The sequence below is a fragment of the Bacillus sp. RC251 genome (assembly GCF_044908765.1).
Lineage (GTDB): Bacteria > Bacillota > Bacilli > Bacillales > Bacillaceae_G > Bacillus_A > Bacillus_A wiedmannii.
The window spans coordinates 104,681-121,962 of sequence record NZ_JBIYDP010000006.1 but is presented as its reverse complement, the minus strand read 5'-3'; the positions used below and the strand labels follow the sequence as shown (position 1 = coordinate 121,962).

At 35.8% G+C, this 17,282-nt stretch carries 20 protein-coding genes; 6 read left to right on the top strand and 14 right to left on the bottom strand.

Features of this window, described 5'->3' with window-relative positions:
* Positions 1 to 138: 138 nt before the first annotated feature.
* From ABH961_RS19635 to dnaE, 3 genes are all read right to left on the bottom strand, one after another.
* Positions 139 to 783, bottom strand: coding sequence for a FadR/GntR family transcriptional regulator (locus ABH961_RS19635; RefSeq protein WP_048544362.1), 645 nt, complete (start codon positions 781 to 783; stop codon positions 139 to 141).
* A gap of 14 nt (positions 784 to 797) precedes the next feature.
* Positions 798 to 2,006, bottom strand: coding sequence for an NADP-dependent malic enzyme (gene ystJ, locus ABH961_RS19630; protein ID WP_165775580.1), 1,209 nt, complete (start codon positions 2,004 to 2,006; stop codon positions 798 to 800).
* 133 nt (positions 2,007 to 2,139) lie between these two features.
* Entirely contained in the window at positions 2,140 to 5,466 is a 3,327-nt protein-coding gene (gene dnaE, locus ABH961_RS19625; protein WP_098078783.1) for a DNA polymerase III subunit alpha, read from the bottom strand.
* Between the two features lie 42 nt (positions 5,467 to 5,508).
* Between dnaE and ytrH the strand changes: the two genes are divergently transcribed.
* Entirely contained in the window at positions 5,509 to 5,922 is a 414-nt protein-coding gene (gene ytrH, locus ABH961_RS19620; RefSeq protein ID WP_073516695.1) for a sporulation membrane protein YtrH, read from the top strand.
* Positions 5,919 to 6,422: a sporulation membrane protein YtrI gene (ytrI, locus tag ABH961_RS19615; protein ID WP_046958744.1), complete on the top strand. Its 504-nt coding sequence runs from the start codon at positions 5,919 to 5,921 to the stop codon at positions 6,420 to 6,422. Before ytrH ends, ytrI begins: the two co-directional genes overlap by 4 nt.
* A 51-nt stretch (positions 6,423 to 6,473) precedes the next feature.
* Here ytrI and ABH961_RS19610 read toward each other — a convergent pair whose 3' ends face one another.
* Positions 6,474 to 7,406, bottom strand: coding sequence for a DHH family phosphoesterase (locus tag ABH961_RS19610; protein WP_048544368.1), 933 nt, complete (start codon positions 7,404 to 7,406; stop codon positions 6,474 to 6,476).
* A 240-nt stretch (positions 7,407 to 7,646) separates the two neighbouring features.
* Between ABH961_RS19610 and ABH961_RS19605 the strand changes: the two genes are divergently transcribed.
* Positions 7,647 to 7,943, top strand: coding sequence for a YtpI family protein (locus tag ABH961_RS19605; RefSeq protein WP_001144784.1), 297 nt, complete (start codon positions 7,647 to 7,649; stop codon positions 7,941 to 7,943).
* Positions 7,944 to 7,960: 17 nt separating this feature from the next.
* On the opposite strand, the gene ABH961_RS19600 is transcribed toward ABH961_RS19605, so the two are convergent.
* The 4 genes from ABH961_RS19600 to ABH961_RS19585 form a co-directional block, all read right to left on the bottom strand.
* Positions 7,961 to 8,224, bottom strand: a complete 264-nt coding sequence (locus ABH961_RS19600; protein ID WP_116443092.1) for a DUF3949 domain-containing protein — start codon at positions 8,222 to 8,224, stop codon at positions 7,961 to 7,963.
* An 89-nt stretch (positions 8,225 to 8,313) separates the two neighbouring features.
* Positions 8,314 to 9,255 (bottom strand): phosphotransferase enzyme family protein, encoded by a 942-nt coding sequence (locus ABH961_RS19595; protein ID WP_098642636.1) that lies wholly within the window; start codon positions 9,253 to 9,255, stop codon positions 8,314 to 8,316.
* Positions 9,256 to 9,390: 135 nt separating this feature from the next.
* Positions 9,391 to 9,714 carry a hypothetical protein gene (locus ABH961_RS19590; protein WP_098078775.1) on the bottom strand — a complete coding sequence of 108 codons (324 nt, stop codon included), beginning with the start codon at positions 9,712 to 9,714 and terminating at the stop codon, positions 9,391 to 9,393.
* 148 nt (positions 9,715 to 9,862) lie between these two features.
* Entirely contained in the window at positions 9,863 to 11,176 is a 1,314-nt protein-coding gene (locus ABH961_RS19585) for a CBS domain-containing protein (RefSeq protein WP_000201566.1), read from the bottom strand.
* A 244-nt stretch (positions 11,177 to 11,420) separates the two neighbouring features.
* Here ABH961_RS19585 and ABH961_RS19580 point away from each other — a divergent pair, with 244 nt between their 5' ends.
* Positions 11,421 to 11,582, top strand: a complete 162-nt coding sequence (locus tag ABH961_RS19580) for a hypothetical protein (RefSeq protein WP_098078772.1) — start codon at positions 11,421 to 11,423, stop codon at positions 11,580 to 11,582.
* A 40-nt stretch (positions 11,583 to 11,622) separates the two neighbouring features.
* Here the strand turns inward: ABH961_RS19580 and ABH961_RS19575 are convergent, their stop codons facing one another.
* Complete coding sequence (locus ABH961_RS19575; protein ID WP_098078770.1) at positions 11,623 to 12,306, bottom strand: metal-dependent hydrolase; 684 nt, start codon at positions 12,304 to 12,306, stop codon at positions 11,623 to 11,625.
* 149 nt (positions 12,307 to 12,455) lie between these two features.
* Here ABH961_RS19575 and pepQ point away from each other — a divergent pair, with 149 nt between their 5' ends.
* Positions 12,456 to 13,553: a Xaa-Pro dipeptidase gene (gene pepQ, locus ABH961_RS19570; protein ID WP_000994030.1), complete on the top strand. Its 1,098-nt coding sequence runs from the start codon at positions 12,456 to 12,458 to the stop codon at positions 13,551 to 13,553.
* Here pepQ and ABH961_RS19565 read toward each other — a convergent pair.
* Entirely contained in the window at positions 13,536 to 13,940 is a 405-nt protein-coding gene (locus tag ABH961_RS19565) for a DUF3221 domain-containing protein (protein WP_048544381.1), read from the bottom strand. The genes pepQ and ABH961_RS19565 overlap by 18 nt on opposite strands.
* A 20-nt stretch (positions 13,941 to 13,960) precedes the next feature.
* Positions 13,961 to 14,335, bottom strand: coding sequence for a hypothetical protein (locus ABH961_RS19560; RefSeq protein ID WP_141520018.1), 375 nt, complete (start codon positions 14,333 to 14,335; stop codon positions 13,961 to 13,963).
* Between the two features lie 239 nt (positions 14,336 to 14,574).
* Between ABH961_RS19560 and ABH961_RS19555 the strand changes: the two genes are divergently transcribed.
* The gene (locus ABH961_RS19555; RefSeq protein WP_098078768.1) at positions 14,575 to 15,402 is read left to right on the top strand and encodes a DUF2785 domain-containing protein; all 828 of its coding nucleotides are present in this window, start codon (positions 14,575 to 14,577) and stop codon (positions 15,400 to 15,402) included.
* A gap of 14 nt (positions 15,403 to 15,416) precedes the next feature.
* Here ABH961_RS19555 and ABH961_RS19550 read toward each other — a convergent pair whose 3' ends face one another.
* The 3 genes from ABH961_RS19550 to ABH961_RS19540 form a co-directional block, all read right to left on the bottom strand.
* On the bottom strand, positions 15,417 to 15,623 hold the full coding sequence (locus tag ABH961_RS19550) for a hypothetical protein (RefSeq protein WP_001248904.1): 207 nt from the start codon (positions 15,621 to 15,623) through the stop codon (positions 15,417 to 15,419).
* A gap of 63 nt (positions 15,624 to 15,686) precedes the next feature.
* Positions 15,687 to 16,700: an anti sigma factor C-terminal domain-containing protein gene (locus ABH961_RS19545; RefSeq protein WP_098078765.1), complete on the bottom strand. Its 1,014-nt coding sequence runs from the start codon at positions 16,698 to 16,700 to the stop codon at positions 15,687 to 15,689.
* Entirely contained in the window at positions 16,681 to 17,190 is a 510-nt protein-coding gene (locus tag ABH961_RS19540) for an RNA polymerase sigma factor (protein ID WP_098048088.1), read from the bottom strand. Before ABH961_RS19540 ends, ABH961_RS19545 begins: the two co-directional genes overlap by 20 nt.
* Positions 17,191 to 17,282 lie beyond the last annotated feature (92 nt).

Genomic DNA, 17,282 nt, shown 5'->3' with positions numbered 1-17,282 from the left:
TGGGCTAACACCAAAGTTTGATGTTAGCCTTATCTTCTCAATCTGTCTAATAACCTCACTCTTTACGTTTAACTTTAACCGCTACGCGATAGAATGTTTGTCATAACGTGTCATGGTCATTTCGACAAATTTTATACATTACGAGTGAAACTGTATATTCTCTACTAATTCATCGTAAATTTTTAGTGCATCATTTTCTTGTTTTTCTTCCAAAGTAGCATAAAGCTTTCTATACATATCGATAGAATCTCCTGAAACTTCACAAGAAAGAGTTGATACGTAATCATTTACGATCATCCAAATGCGATAGAGTAAATAATTATCGACTTGTTCAATAAGTGTTTTAAAGAACGTTTGATGAAGCATTGGAATTGAGTTTTCATTTCCTTCAAGCACTTGATGTAATTTACTTAGCACTTTAGAAAACGTTTCTTTCGGTAAATTACATACAATTCGAATCATATCTTTCTCAAGCAATCGTTTTGTTTGTAATAAATCACGAATTGTTTTCTCATCTTGCAGCAAGAACGGCGCAATCAATTGTACAAGACCGTTATCGTAAAAGTTTCGAATAAATGTCCCTTCACCACGTCTCGTTTCAATTAATCCTACAAGTTCTAAAGCACGCAACGCTTCTCTTACAGAGGAACGCCCTACGTTTAAACGTGAACTTAACTCACGCTCAGACGGCAAACGATCCCCTGCTACCAATCCATCCTCTTCCATAATGGAACGGATTTTTTTTACAATTTCGAGATATACTTTTGTATTTGATGATGTCAATGGAAATTCCTCGCTTATTCTTTACCAATCAGCGCTAATTGTTTTGTTTTCTCAGCAACTTCATTTGGATCTACTTGACGGCGAGCTACCCCTGTCTCCATTGCAGCTTTCGCAACGTAAGCTGCTACTTGAGGCGCTACACGCGCGTCAAACGGTGCTGGAATGATATAGTCTGCATTTAACTCATCTTCTGCTACAAGCTCAGCAATAGCCTGTACAGCTGCCATCTTCATTTCTTCATTAATTTGTGTCGCATGTACGTCAAGTGCACCGCGGAAAATACCAGGGAACGCTAGTACATTATTTACTTGGTTTGCGAAGTCAGAACGACCCGTTCCAACAACAGCTGCGCCCGCTGCTTTTGCCAATTCTGGCATAATTTCTGGAACTGGATTCGCCATTGCAAAAATAATTGCATCGTCATTCATTGTACGAACCATTTCTTCTGTTAATGCACCTTCTGCAGATACACCAATGAATACGTCCGCACCTTGTACAACATCACCTAAAGAACCTTCGATACGATTCTTATTTGTATATTTTGCAACTTCATCCTTCACCGGATTCATACCTGTAGGACGACCTTCATAGATTGCCCCTTTACGGTCACACATAATAATGTCGCGTACGCCATAGCGATATAAAAGTTTAATAATTGCAATACCTGCTGCACCTGCGCCATTTGCGACAACTTTAATGTCAGACATTTTCTTTCCAACTAGTTTTAGCGCGTTCACAAGACCCGCTACTGTTACGATAGCTGTTCCGTGTTGATCATCATGGAAGATAGGAATATTTGTTTCTTTTTTCAAACGTTCTTCAATAATAAAGCAGTTTGGTGCTGCGATATCCTCTAAGTTAACGCCGCCAAAAGTTGGCTCCATTAATTTTACAGTTTCAACAATTTTATCTACATCGTTTGTATTTAAGGCAATTGGGAATGCATCTACACCAGCAAAGCTCTTGAATAATACAGCTTTACCTTCCATTACTGGAAGAGATGCTTCAGGTCCGATGTTACCAAGACCAAGTACAGCCGTTCCATCAGTCACAACTGCTACCATATTTCCCTTCATCGTATATTCATATACCTTACTTTTATCGTCATAAATTTCCTTACAAGGTTCTGCAACCCCTGGAGAATATGCAAGACTTAAATCTTTTGCATTTTCTACTTTTACTTTTGATACAGTTTCTAATTTTCCTTGATGCACTTTATGCATGTGAAGTGCTTCTTCACGAAGTGTTGACAAACTATCCACTCTCCTCAAATTATTCTTGCTGATATCAATTTCTCCAAGTGGTCTGACCACGAACACTACTACTATAATAATCGAAGTGTAGGGAAATTGTCCATTATATTTTCACAACTACATTTTCTTCCCCGACAATTTCACGAAGTGCTCCTAAACATTCTTCACTTGGATGAATCGATAAACTTCGAGACAATTGTACCATTTTATGTTCCTTTTCATAATAAATTAGTACTTTCGCAAAACCTGAATAGTCAAACAATATTTTAGTAACCTGATTTAAAAGCTTTTTCTCATACTGAGACGACAATTTCACGTAAACAGATGCATCTTTCTTTTCTTCATACACATCCATTTCTTCTAACGGATATAGTCCATTTACAATCCATTGCAACTTATGATTTCTAAGCTCAATCATGCCGTCAACTAAAACAATTGCTCCTTCTTGTAACTTATCTGAGAAATGTATATATGTTTCAGGGAAAAGAACTGCTTCCATTTCATCGTTTTGATCACAAAATGTAATAAACGCCATCTTTTGCAACTTTTTCGTACGAATCACTCTCACGCTTGTTATATACACGATAGCCCTTTGTACTTTTTTCTTATGTCGCATTGCCTGAGCAAGAGATGGAATTTCTAATTCTTTCGCTAACTTCACATACTGCGCTGTCGGATAGCTTGATAAATAAAAACCTAGTGCTTCCTTCTCTTTATTTAACTGTTCAATAAAAGAGAGCTCTTCTCCTTGCACGTATTTTGATTTTGGAACAGCATCTCCTAAATCACGTGCAAGATTTGCGTACTCTAACGCTCCTTTAAGGCTTTTCCATAAATTTGTTCTCGAAACACCAAAATCGTCAAAACACCCAGACCAGACGAACGCCTCTAAATTTCGCTCTGTTACAAACTTTGATGGCATGCGAAGACAAAATTCAAATAAATCTTCAAATACTTTTTTCTCTCGTTCTTCGAGTAATGCTGTCACTGTAGCCATTCCGATGTTTCGAATTGAAAGTAAGCTGTAACGTATCGCATTACCTTCTATTTGGAAATTGTAACCACTTCTCTGAAGAGAAGGCGGCAAAACGTGAAAACCTTTCCGCTTCGTTTCTCGTATATACTGCACAATCTTATCTTCATTTCCAATTGCACTTGATAATAATGCTGTCATAAATTCCAGCGTATAATTCGCTTTTAAGTAAGCAAGCTGATATCCAATCATACTGTAGGCTACAGCGTGACTTCGGTTAAAACCGTAATTCGCAAATCTTACAATTAAATCGTAAATTTTCTCTGCGGATGTCTCGTCATAACCATTTTGTAAACAGCCTTGTACAAAATGCTTACGCTCCTGATCTAAAATATCACGATTTTTTTTACTCACTGCACGGCGTAATAAATCTGCTTCCCCGAGCGAGAATCCCGCCAACTTCGACGCAATTTGCATAATTTGTTCTTGGTATACAATTACACCGTATGTTCTTTCTAAAATCGGCTTTAAATCCGGATGTAAATATTCAATTTTTCTTTTTCCGTGCTTTGATTCAATAAAGGTTGGAATTTGTTCCATTGGTCCTGGTCTATATAACGAGTTAACAGCGACAATATCTTCAAATTCATTCGGTTTTAACCCGCGAAGTACATTTCGCATACCACCTGATTCAAGCTGGAATACACCTGTTGTATCCCCTCTACCTAACAATTGGAACGTCTTTTCATCTTGAAGTGGTAAATTTCTTAAATCAATTTGTGTCCCCGTCTTTTTCACGATAAACTTTATAATATTTTCAAGTAACGTTAAATTACGTAATCCTAAAAAATCCATCTTTAACAAACCAAGTTCTTCTAATGCATCAGCTGGGTATTGCGTAACATACACATCGTTATGCCCTTCTTGTATTGCAACACTTCCGGTTAACGGCTCTTGGCTCATAATAACGCCAGCTGCATGAATAGACGTATGACGTGGTAAGCCTTCTACACGTTTTGCAATTTCAAACACACGCTCATGTAACAGATTCCCTTGTATAAACTCACGGAGTGATTGCGATTCCTCATATGCATCTTTTAACGTTATACCAAGCTTTGATGGGATAAGTTTTGAGAATATGTCAATGTCTCGCGGCGGAAGCCCCATTACACGCGCAATATCTCTAATCGCCGCTTTCGCTGCAAGCGTCCCGAACGTTACAATTTGTGCAACACGCAGCTGACCATATTTATCTTTTACATATCGAATCATCTCATCACGTCTTATATCTGGAAAATCGATATCAATATCTGGAAGTGTCACACGTTCAGGATTTAAAAATCTTTCAAATAATAGATCGTATTCAATCGGATCAATATCTGTAATTTCTAACACGTAAGAAACGAGTGAGCCGGCTGCCGATCCACGTCCTGGTCCTGTTAAAATATGATTTTCATGCGCATATTTCATAAAATCCCAGACGATTAGAAAATAATCACTAAACCCCATACTAGAAATAACGTTTAATTCATGATTCAAACGCTTTATATGTACTTCTTTCGGCGTACCATAACGTTTCTGCAACCCTTCTTCACAAACGCGGCGTAAATACATATCATTCGTCTCATTAGCTGGAACAGGGAATTTCGGTAATTGATTTATATGAAACGGTATTTCTACTTTGCAACGTTCTGCAATTTCTACTGTGTTATAAATTGCTTCTTCTACGTGAGAAAATAATGCTTCCATTTCATCTGATGATTTTAAATAATATTGATCTGTTTTCAGCCTCGGCCTATCTGGATCCGTCATTTTCGTTCCACTTTCAACAGATAATAAGCATTCATGTACGAGTGCGTCACTTTGATTGATATAGCGTACATCGTTTGTTGCAACGACTGGAACATTTATCCTACTCATAAATGCGGGTAATTTCTCTTGCAGGAGCAGTTCATCTTGCATCGCATGATGCTGCAAACTCATATAAAAATTGTCGAACATACTTTGATACATGCGAGCTACTTCTTCAGCTTGACTCTCTTTGTCTTCTAATAATAATTGTTCAATTTCCCCATCTTTACCTGGTGAAATAGCAATTAATCCTTTCGCATAATGGGCAAGCCACTTTTTCGGAATACCTTCTTTTGACTTCGTCATAATGCTACTAGAAATCTTTAATAAATTTTGATAGCCCATTTCATTTTCAGCAAGTAAAACAAGCGGATAAGATTTTTCCTCTTCTTCACTAAAAATAGAAGCTGTTAAGCCGATAATAGGCTGTATACCATGTTTCTTACATGCTTTATAAAACGGAATAACGCCATACATAACATTTTCGTCCGTAATAGCGAGTGACGAGAAACCAAGCTCTTTCGCCCTGACTACAAGCTCATCAATTTTACAAGCACTTTTTAATAAACTAAAAACGGTTTGACATTGTAAATGCACAAACTTCACTGTTGTACCCTCTCTTTACCAATCTGACTACTTTTATTATAGGTGATGAGGAAAGCGGAAATCAAAACATACTTCTTATACTTTGTCCATATATATGAAGAAGAAAGGGGAATGACGATGGATGTAAGAGAACATACTTTTTTCTCTCTGCTTATTATTAGTTATTTTATTGCCTTTGGGGTTATACTTGGTGGTTCATTAATTGGTGGATTTGGTGCATTTCTTATCGGAAAACCAACTCTCACTTACATTAATCAATTCGCCCAAAATTTAAGAATTTGGGCACTCGTTGCAGCAATTGGCGGAACATTTGATACTTTTTATAGCTTTGAAAGAAGTTTCTTTGGCGGAGATATGAAAGATATTGTAAAACAAATTCTCCTTATTTTTTTCGCAACGGGTGGTATGCAAACAGGTCTTACCATTATTAAATGGCTAACGCAGGAACATGTATGAGAGTACCAAGTGCCAATACAGCAAAAAAATGGTATTTAGTTTTAGCTGGTGCTGCTGTTGGAGGCGTGTTGAGCTGGTTTGTTTTTTTGTACATATACGGTGTTTTTCAAGAAGAACAAGCTAGTAAAATAGCAGAGCAACGAGAAATTATAGAAAAACAAGAAGCAAAGCTCCACGTCCTTCTCGAAGATCAAGAAAAATTGAATACAGAAAATAAACGGCTCTTAACTATTCAAGAGATTAAAATAAAACTTATAAATCGAGAAAAATACGATTTAGACAACCTTACACTCGAAAATATGACTACGTCTATCCATAATGACCTCCAACATCTTTTAACGAAAAACATTCAAAGTATAGCAAAAAATAAAGACCTACTCAAAAAGGTAATCGAAAACAAAACGTACAAACATTACGATCGGCTATACCGTTTCAAAGTCGATACGATATCTTTTGATACAGTGCTTGAAATTAGCATTACGATAGAGAAAGAAAAATAAAGAAGGAGGGCTTTAGCGCCGCTCCTTCTTTTCGTTCTCATATATAATCTCTTATCTACACAACTCACGTAAATCAGCAAAAAGACGATCCGCTTCTTCCCAAGAAGATGCTTTTGCACCAGAAGCCATCGGATGCCCTCCGCCATTATATTGCATTGCTAATTTATTTATCACTGGTCCTTTTGAACGAAGACGAACACGAATCACATCGTCTTCCTCTAAAAATAGAACCCACGACTTTAATCCATCAATATTACCAAGTGCTCCAACAACACCGGATGCCTCAGAAGGAAGTACATCAAACTTTTCTAACACTTCTTTCGTTAATTTAATGTAAGCTGCTCCTTCTTCTACCATCGTAAAGTTTTGTAAAATATAGCCGTTTAAACGAGCAATCTTTTCTTTCGTCTTATACATTTCATTATATAAATCTGTGAACTTCACATCCATATCAACAAGCTCACTTACATAACGAAGTGTTTTCGCTGTTGTATTCGGGAATAAGAAACGACCTGTATCCCCAACAATACCCGCTAAAATAAGACGAGCTGCTTCTTTCGTTATCTGTAACCCTTTATCTTTTCCATAACTGTAAAACTCATAAATCATTTCACTTGTAGAACTTGCTGTCGTATCTACCCACGTAATATCTCCATACGGATCTTCATTCGGATGATGATCAATTTTAATTAACATCTTCCCTTTTGCATAGCGTTGATCGTCAACACGTTCTTGGTTCGCAGTATCACATACGATAACAAGTGCATTTTCATATACACTATCTTCAATATCATCCATTACTCGTAAATATTCTAGTGACGGTTCATTGTACCCAACCGTATAAATATTTTTCTCTGGAAACGATTCTTGTAGAATTGTACTAAGACCGCCTTGTGAACCTAATGCATCTGGATCTGGACGCACATGACGATGAATAATAATTGTATCAAACTCTTTAATTGCTCTTAAAATTTGCTCATGCATATGTATAATCTCCTTTTTACTCAACTTCTCCACTTTAACGTGCAGTAAAAGCCCAACCGGTGCAGGCTAATCATTAGCGCGCAGAAACATCCCCGCACTAATTAAAGTTTCACTTTATCCTTCATTATAACGGAAAGTATTTCATACATGCGAACAATTGCTTTATAATAAAAGTTAGAAAGTTTAGATATTTCTTTTTTCTCCACTATTATTTTTCACAAAGCGATAGGAGTGTGTATTATGCCAGTATTAGTCTTCTGTATTATCGTCTCATTTATGTTGTACCTCTTCTACAAAACAAAATACTTTCGTACAAGCCGCCCAATGGAGAAAGGTTGGCTCTCTGGAAAATCTGCAATGGCACTCGGTTCATTCGTCTTATTCTTCGGGATAAACCAATTCTTTTTAGAACTTTCAACCGCTCGTATTATCGTTGGTGTTTTATTTGTTCTATTTGGTAGTGCAAGTGTATTTAATGGATTTCGCCAATATAAACATTTCTTACCATTAGCAGTTGAAGAAGCTGAATCTGTCTGAAGCAACATAAAAAAGCATCAATATTGTGATGCTTTTTTACGTCCCTTAACTTTTAAAATCATATATGCAACAAAAGCAGAAGGTATATTAAAGGGGTTGCCTTGTACGTGAAAATGTAATTGCTCTTCTTCAAAAGGCATTTTTTCATATAGTTCTCGCTGAGATAATCCTGTTCGTTTCTTTTTTTCATGCAATCCTTGTAAATATAAATATTGAAGCGGTATCATCAAAAGAAAGTAAAATAGTGCGATCCCACCAAAAAAGAGCACTTCTGATGACATAATGCATACCACCTTCCTAAATTCCATTTTCTTACAATAAAATTATAACATAGTATAAACTCTAATTGAATTAATATTCTGTTTTTTGTTTATACAATTGTCTCACCGCATAATTCCTCTTCAGCATACTGAATATATCGCCGAATAAAATTTCCGGGATTCTTTTTAATCGGTTCAATATCAAGTCTTAATGGTATTTTTCCGGCCATATAAAAGATTCTTGAAGCGGTCCCCAGTCGAATGGCTGCTTCCGAAATATTTTCCCCATATCCCATTATGAAGTTCCCCCATACTTCTTCTAACTGTCCCGAAGCAATTAAATGCAATCTCGGAACACCAATATCAAACTCTTTATACCCAAATCCACATTCATCAAAATCGAGTAAATACCAATCCTCTTTGTCTACAAGAACATTACCAAAATGCATATCACCGTGAACAAATTGTTTTTCTCCTAGTTGATTTGAATTTGCGAGTTCTTGTATTCTTTCTGCAATTCTTATGCATTTATGCTTATCCGCATGCGATAGAAATGAAGCATTTAGTAATCGTTGTAAAGGCTCGTGGATTATCTTTTGCTCACTATATATAGGCCTTTCATAACCTCTCCAAGTTTGTGGCACTCTTTTGAGCACTTCATTTGTTTTTTCATGAAACTTTCGCATTAATGATCCGAGTTTTTCATAGTCCCTATCCCTTGGTTCTAAAATTTCACTTCCGTTTATAAACCTAAAGACAACAAAATACTGGATATTTCCTTCATCTTTCATAATAGGTGTGATCAAATCACCACTTTTATTGACAACTACTTCTGGTACTAACATTTGTTTTTGTATCGCTATTAACCAATGTATTTCAGCCTCTATTTGCTCGGCTGTATAACGTCCCTCTCTATACTGCCTAACTACAAATTTATTTTTGGCCGATTCGAATATATATGTTTGATTTTCTCCCCCATGCAACAATGAAACTTTCTTAAGACTATTTAAATTGTATTGCTTACATAACTGCTCTTTAGTGTGAAAATCCATTCTTTTCCCCCTAGTTCATATAGTGAAGCATCGTTTCCCTATCCAATTACATTATTGTTATCTCTTCATGATTAGTAGCGTAAGCTTTCTTATCCACTAACAACCAATTTTCTATCCGTACTCATACATATCCTTCTATTTTTTCACTTCTCTATCCGAACTCTTACGTAACTTAAACAATAGCTTCAAAATCCAATAAAACAAAATAAAGTTAAATAAAAAACCTACTGGATTAAACCAACATTCCCACCCACCATAATAAACAAACGTTTCAGCTGGTACACCAAAGTAAAGAAAATCCGGCTCATTTTCTCCTGATATAGGAATCAAGGCACCTATACTAGCAAGAGTCAAACTTACAAAATACAACCTCTTTTTAATAGCATTCATTCTTCTATGCGTTAAAACATGAATAATGATGAAACATACGACCACTAAAAAGAAAATGATTCCGCCCATTCACTTCCTCCATATCGCTATGCCATTTCCGCATCTTCGAATTTTTCAGTATTTTTATTATACATATGAAATGATACGCTATTTATTTTTTGTTTCTATCCTTTTAAATAAAAAAATGGAACAAACCAAAGCGGTCTGCTCCATCTTTTTATTTATCGATCAACTGCACCATAAGTAATGCTTTCCCGACAACATTACCTTCATGATGCACTTCTACATCAACCTTACCAAACTTACGTCCAATTTCTAATACTTTCGGATGAACCGATACAACATTGTCAATTTGAACTGGTTTTACGAAATAAATTGTTAAGTTCTCAACAATTAAATCACTCTTCTTTTGCGCACGAATAACGCGATTCGTTGCTTCCGTCACAATTGTTGTGAATACACCGTAAGATAACGTTCCGATTGAATTCGTCATTTGCGGCGTCACTGAAAATTGATATAAATGTTCATTTTTCGCTTCTTTCGGCGTCATAAATTGATTCGTTACAATATCATCGATTGTTTCGCCGACTTGTGGTTGACGCTGAATCATTTGCAGCGCCTGAAGTACATCTTGACGACTAATAATTCCTTGCAGTTTATTTCCTTCATCAACAACTGGAAGTAACTCAATACCTTCCCACACCATCATACGTGCTGCAGCTGCGACAGACATTTTACCGTTTACCGTAATCGGATGCTTTGTCATCACTTTATCAATTGGTGTTTCTTTCACGACACCAATCATATCTTTTGAAGTTACGATACCTAACACCTTTTTATTTTCATCAACAATTGGATAACGTCCATGCATCGTTTCTTCATTGTACGCATGCCATTGCTGCACTGTATCATTCGGCTTTAAATATAACGTCTCTTCAATTGGCGTTAAAATATCTTCAACGAGGACAATTTCTTTCTTAATAAGCTGATCGTAAATTGCACGGTTAATTAACGTCGCAACTGTAAATGTATCGTAACTACTTGAAATAATCGGCAGTTTTAATTCGTCTGCTAATTTCTTCACATGATCTTCCGTATCAAATCCGCCCGTAATTAGTACCGCAGCCCCGGCTTCTAACGCTAATTGATGTGCGTTCGTACGGTTACCGATAATAAGTAAGTTTCCAGCTTCTGTATAGCGCATCATCGCTTCTAATTTCATTGCCCCGATTACGAATTTATTTAACGTTTTATGTAGGCCCTCTCTGCCCCCAAGTACTTGACCATCGACAATGTTAACGACTTCTGCATATGTCAGCTTTTCAATATTCTCTTTCTTCTTTTGTTCAATTCGAATTGTTCCGACACGTTCAATCGTACTAACATATCCTTTATTTTCTGCATCTTTAATTGCACGGTAAGCTGTCCCTTCACTTACACTCAAATCTTTCGCAATTTGCCTTACAGAAATTTTATGCCCTACTGGCAGGCCATTAATATGTTCTAAAATTTGGTTATGCTTGGTAGCCAAATGGTTTCACCATACTTTCTTTTCCCTAAATTCTTCATGTGTTGTATTTTCAGTATACTATATTTTCAAAACTGTTACACTCTCTCTTTATATATCTGTACTATTTTTTTTATAACAAAATACGCCTTACATTACACTACTTCTTCTATTACAACAATGTAATGGTATTGTCATCTCGTTCGATAGTTTGTCCAGCCGCTTCAATATACAATGAAGACAAGAAATGAAACAAAGGAGCGAATATATGATAAAAAAATTATTAGAAGTTGTAAGTGCTGTATTTTTAGCTTTCGTAGATGGAAAAAAAGTTGCAATGGAATTGAATGAAGCACCTGAACAACCACTTCCAAAAAGAAAAAAATCATCAAAACAAGTACAACCTTTAAAAGCTGTCCTACACACGTAAAAAACCCTTCACTTGTCTTTTCAAATGAAGGGTTTCTTTTCTATAGTGTAATACTTTCTCCAGCTTCTAATACTTTTCCTGTACAATTTTGTAGCTTTTCTACAAATTGATATGGGTCTTGTTCAATTACTGGGAACGTATTGTAATGCATCGGCACAACAGTTTTCGCCTGAACCCATTTTGCTGCTAAAACAGCATCTTCTGGCCCCATTGTGAAATTATCGCCAATTGGTAAAAATGCTATATCAATGTTATTCAGTTCCCCAATTAATTTCATATCAGAGAATAGAGCGGTATCTCCTGCATGGTATACAGTTTTCTCTTCTGCTGTAAATAAAATACCTGCTGGCATACCTGTATATGTAATCGTCTTATTTTCTTCATCAATATAACTAGAACCGTGGAATGCTTGTGTAAACTTCACTTTTCCGAAGTCAAATTCATGCGAACCACCAATATGCATCGGATGTGTATTTACACCTTGCCAACTTAAAAATGTCGCTAGTTCAAATGGTGCCACAACAACTGCATTATTTTTCTTCGCAAGCCCTACTGTATCTCCAACATGATCACCATGTCCATGCGATAAAAGAATTGCATCTACTTTGACATCTTCAGCCTTTAAATCCGTTATCGGATTTCCAGTTAAAAATGGGTCAATTAAAATCACTTTTCCATTCGTTTCAATCTTTACAACTGAATGCCCGTGATAAGATACTTTCATTACTACATTCCTCCCCTATTCACATTCTCATTTTTTATTCTACATGATTTTTCAATTCCCTGTCTTTTCTAACATCTATTTACTTGTCATAACGCTTTCTTCCGATGTAAAGTTATATTTGTAATTAAATATCTCGGGGGTGCCAATCGATGAATGCTAGATTAGAAAATTTAATGCAATGGCTAAAAGAAAAAAACGTAGAAGCTGCGTTCTTAACTTCTACACCAAACGTTTTCTACATGACAAACTTCCACTGCGAACCACACGAAAGACTTCTTGGTATGTTTGTATTCCAAGAAAAAGAACCTATTTTAATTTGCCCTAAAATGGAAGAAGGTCAAGCGCGTAACGCTGGCTGGGCACATGAAATTATCGGATTTACTGATACTGACAGACCATGGGATATGATTGCAAAAGCAATTAAAGACCGCGGCATCAATGCAAATGCAGTTGCAATTGAAAAAGAACATTTAAACGTAGAGCGCTACGAAGAATTAACAAAGTTATTCCCAAATGCAGCTTTCAAATCAGCTGAGGAAAAAGTTCGTGAACTTCGCTTAATTAAAGATGAAAAAGAACTTTCTATTTTACGCGAAGCAGCTAAAATGGCGGACTACGCTGTTGAAGTTGGTGTAAATGCAATTAAAGAAGATCGTAGTGAGCTAGAAGTATTAGCAATTATTGAACACGAATTAAAAACAAAAGGCATACATAAAATGTCATTTGATACGATGGTATTAGCAGGTGCAAACTCTGCTCTTCCACACGGTATTCCAGGTGCAAATAAAATGAAACGCGGCGATTTCGTACTATTTGATTTAGGCGTAATCATTGAAGGTTATTGCTCTGACATTACACGTACAGTAGCATTCGGCGAAATTTCTGAAGAACAAACTCGCATTTATAACACTGTACTTGCTGGACAACTACAAGCAGTTGAAGCATGTAAACCAGGTGTTACACTTGGCGCAATCGACAACGCTGCTCGTTCTGTTATCGCAGATGCAGGTTACGGCGACTTCTTCCCACACCGCCTTGGTCACGGACTTGGAATTAGCGTACACGAATATCCAGATGTAAAAGCTGGTAACGAGTCTCCATTAAAAGAAGGTATGGTCTTCACAATCGAGCCAGGTATTTACGTACCAAACGTAGGTGGCGTTCGTATTGAAGATGATATTTACATCACAAAAGACGGGTCAGAAATTTTAACGAAATTCCCGAAAGAATTACAATTTGTGAAATAAGAAAAAAGGCAGCGTGATTGCTGCCTTTTTCTGTTTCTCTAATATTTCAAACTTCTCTACAATCATTTTTGCTGGATAGCTTTCAAGCGTTTGAGAAGTCCATACTTTTATTTTATCCCCTGTTTTTAACTGTTTATATGCACCTTTATCTTTAAAGCTCAAAACTATATGTGATGGATACTCTTTATTCATTTGTTGTTCTATATAATTTTGCAACTCTATTTTTGTTTCATACGTTTCATCACTGACGAAAAATACCGTGTCATTTCTTACTATGACATACCCTTCTTCAGGTACTTTTTTCACCTCTACTTGTTTTGTAGTGCACGCTGATAATATGATTAGAAATACACTTAAAAACATTAATTTTTTCATATGCCTATTCATTTTTAACTCCTTACTCTAGGCTATTTCAAATTTAACACCATCTTCTCCTCATACTTATCATCCCATTTAATGACAACCTCTATCGGTTCATCTTTGGATAGGGGCGCACAACTGACACAAGAAGACTTCATTTCAATCTTTGCTCCCTTATGAACTTCTGACGTTTGTGTCATTGTGCTAAAGGCTCCATTAATAGCAATCTCTAAATTCTTAAATTCTGTATTCCCATCTCCGCCCTTATACTGAAACGTAAACATTCCATCTTCACTGTCATCCTTAATATGCCCTTTATATTGTCCCGTCCAACTTTTGCTCTCGCTAGAAAAAATAACATACGAAATCGAACAACTTCCTAAAAAGAAAATACCAATAAAAAAGAATAATGCTCTCTTCACAATGTCCCTCCATTCAAAAGCACTTATGTATCCCGCATGAACGGGTAGTAAGACCCCCACCTCAAAATTCGGTGAAAGCAAAGAAGTTAGGTGGGGGATCAACTGTCCGTAAAAGTCCGATTGGTTCAACTAATAATCAGTGAGGGATGCCCCCCACTGATTAAAGTTTCACTGTATTGTCTATTTCTTCCTCTTATTATATTATAAAAATACAGAATTTTCTAAAATGGGAGGTTTATATGTTACAACAACAGTTAGAAGAAATTCGTAATAATAATTACATATTGGATAACACACTTAACATTAATTCTTTAAGTTCCAATATGCTTGAGCATATCGGTGTTACCGATAGCTATTTAAGAGACAAGCTCATCTACTCTACTTTTTATCATCTCATCAAAAAGGACTACATTTCACACACGCAATTAAAGAAACTATTATTAGAAAGCATCAGTGACAAATATTTATTGTATAAGATTCATTCGGATGACGAAGATGCTGTATTTACCCGCGCATTTACAACATTATTAATTGCGCTCATTATTGATGCCGATACAAAATATAATTTCTTATCACAGAATGATATTTTAACTGTAAAAGATCAATTGATTCTATATATGAACAATGAACATGATTTCCGTGGATATGTGCAAGACCACGGCTGGGCACATAGTATCGCTCATGCTTCTGATACATTTGAAGCGCTTGTTCGTAGTCCTAAACTGGAAACTTTACATTACGAAGAAATATTACAAACTTTATTAAACAAAGTTTGTGTCCATTCTATTTACTACAAATATGAAGAAGACGAGCGACTCGTTTATCCGATTGTCTCAATGCTACAAAATAGTCTAAAGGAAGACGTACTCATATTAGCCCTTCATGACTTAGTAGCTCAATTACCAGTCCAAAAACAAACACTACATATTGAATCATACGAGTTTCTATACGGAAATATAAAATCTTTCCTACGCAGCTTATTTTTCAGACTACGTACACTTTCTATATGTGAAGAAACCGAATGCAAAATTGAAAAATTGCTACGAGAGCTTCCAAAATATTATTAAAAAAAGAAGGCCACTCAAAAAGTGCCTTCTTCTATTTCACTAATATTTAATTGAAATTTCACGATCCAAACTGAGAAAAGGTGGACAAGAATCGCAAACGCCATACATGCTCCACTTAAAAAAGTTAGTATAGGATGCGAATACACGTGCCCTAATCCATAGGATATCGCCACGAAAAACATTGTTATGTAAATATAAATTGCTCCATGTATTTGCCTCATATTAACCTCCTTTTCCCATATTATAACATAAATTTTCTGATTATTCACATTAATCTCTTGTAATCAATATTTCTCAACTGTTACACCTCTAACAGCAGCCTTAATATACGGTGCTCCTTGTAAACTTTGTAAATCCTCTGTTTTACCTGTTACAACTACACCGTATATTGGTAGGTCTTTTGGTTTCGTATTTTTTATTTCTTTATAATATTGTTCAAAATAATCACTTGGTATACCTTCACTATTTTTTGCTAAATACTTCATTTGGTATAGAAACTCTTTTGAGTTTATTGTTACATCATTTTTCACATCTTCTTTTACTTTTGCATAACTCCCTTCAAACCCAAAAACATTTTTAGCCATTTCTGCATTTAATATTGCGCCATTTTTAGGATCTTTTAGCCCTACATAAGAATCACTTTTCTTTTCATTATATGTATCTACCCAAAACCAAACTGGCTGTACACTTTTGGGTAGCATCTCAGTAATTTGTTCAACTGTATACGATTTATCAAAAGATAAGGCTACTTCTGCAACTTTATTTTGCAAATCCCCAATATTTTTCAGGTCATCCACATAATTTTTATAAGTAACGAAAGGTAAATAAAACCTCATTTCTCTTTGCATTGTTTGTACATTATAGTCTGGTATCGCAACAGCCTCTTCACCCCTTTTTTCCTCATCTAAACTAACAAGCTCACCATTGTAGCGCTTCATACTATAATCCCATATGCCAGATTCATATATATCATTTACCCATTTTACTGGTTGGCCAGCTATATTTTTATACGAGTTATATATTACCGTACTCCCTGTAACACCGAGACTTAAATACATACTTCCACTGAAACGAATATTAGGGCCTTGAACCCTATGTAGTGCATTCATTTCTCTTTCCATTTTTCTAAACGTTTGCTGAGAAAAATACGCTGCTCCAAAAAATAAACTTACTATAACAATAATGGACGCACAAATAGAAATAAGCCAATTTCTCCAAAGTTGCTTCCGCTTCGCTCTCTTCATCAAAACTTTCATCTGCTTATCATCCATATTCAAATCAAAGTCCTTCCGACTCATCGTTTCTCCTCCTATACAATTTTTTAAATTGATTTCTTGCACGGTACAAACTTGTTTTCACTGTTTCTTCTTTCATACTTAATAAAATGGCAATTTCCTTATAAGATAGTTCATATTCATATTTCAACAGTAAAATATGACGATAATCCTCCGTCATCGTCTCCAATATTGCTTGTACCTCGCCTTGTAGTTCACTTGTTAAAAGCGCTTCATCTAACGACTTTTGACCAATAAGAACAACAGATTCAATCGCAATGGGATTTAATCTTTTTTCTTTTCGATGTAAATCTCGGTGCTGATTGATCGCAACTCTAAAGAGCCACGGCGTTAAATGCTCTAACGGTATTTCCTCCATAAGTAATAAAGCTTTGTACAACGTATCTTGCACAATATCCTCTGCTTCTTTTCTATCTGCTCCAATCTTAATTAAATATCCAAACACAGCTTTTGACTTCTCTATTAATAATGTTTCAAACGTATCATGGCTCATCCTGCTCTCCTTTCTATATACTCAACGTTTGAGAGCGTAAAATGTATACAGCTTTTCTATAATTTTTTTCAAAATAAAAAAGCACATCTATT

Coding starts and splice junctions, on each gene's coding strand:
- ABH961_RS19545 (WP_098078765.1), bottom strand. CDS start 16,700: ATGAGTCGGAAGGACTTTGATTTGAATATGGATGATAAGCAGATGAAA.
- ABH961_RS19600 (WP_116443092.1), bottom strand. CDS start 8,224: ATGTCATCAGAAGTGCTCTTTTTTGGTGGGATCGCACTATTTTACTTT.
- ystJ (WP_165775580.1), bottom strand. CDS start 2,006: ATGCATAAAGTGCATCAAGGAAAATTAGAAACTGTATCAAAAGTAAAA.
- ABH961_RS19555 (WP_098078768.1), top strand. CDS start 14,575: ATGTTACAACAACAGTTAGAAGAAATTCGTAATAATAATTACATATTG.
- ABH961_RS19565 (WP_048544381.1), bottom strand. CDS start 13,940: ATGAATAGGCATATGAAAAAATTAATGTTTTTAAGTGTATTTCTAATC.
- ABH961_RS19540 (WP_098048088.1), bottom strand. CDS start 17,190: ATGAGCCATGATACGTTTGAAACATTATTAATAGAGAAGTCAAAAGCT.
- ABH961_RS19580 (WP_098078772.1), top strand. CDS start 11,421: ATGATAAAAAAATTATTAGAAGTTGTAAGTGCTGTATTTTTAGCTTTC.
- ABH961_RS19575 (WP_098078770.1), bottom strand. CDS start 12,306: ATGAAAGTATCTTATCACGGGCATTCAGTTGTAAAGATTGAAACGAAT.
- ABH961_RS19595 (WP_098642636.1), bottom strand. CDS start 9,255: ATGGATTTTCACACTAAAGAGCAGTTATGTAAGCAATACAATTTAAAT.
- ABH961_RS19605 (WP_001144784.1), top strand. CDS start 7,647: ATGCCAGTATTAGTCTTCTGTATTATCGTCTCATTTATGTTGTACCTC.
- ABH961_RS19550 (WP_001248904.1), bottom strand. CDS start 15,623: ATGAGGCAAATACATGGAGCAATTTATATTTACATAACAATGTTTTTC.
- pepQ (WP_000994030.1), top strand. CDS start 12,456: ATGAATGCTAGATTAGAAAATTTAATGCAATGGCTAAAAGAAAAAAAC.
- ABH961_RS19610 (WP_048544368.1), bottom strand. CDS start 7,406: ATGCATGAGCAAATTTTAAGAGCAATTAAAGAGTTTGATACAATTATT.
- ytrI (WP_046958744.1), top strand. CDS start 5,919: ATGAGAGTACCAAGTGCCAATACAGCAAAAAAATGGTATTTAGTTTTA.
- ABH961_RS19590 (WP_098078775.1), bottom strand. CDS start 9,714: ATGGGCGGAATCATTTTCTTTTTAGTGGTCGTATGTTTCATCATTATT.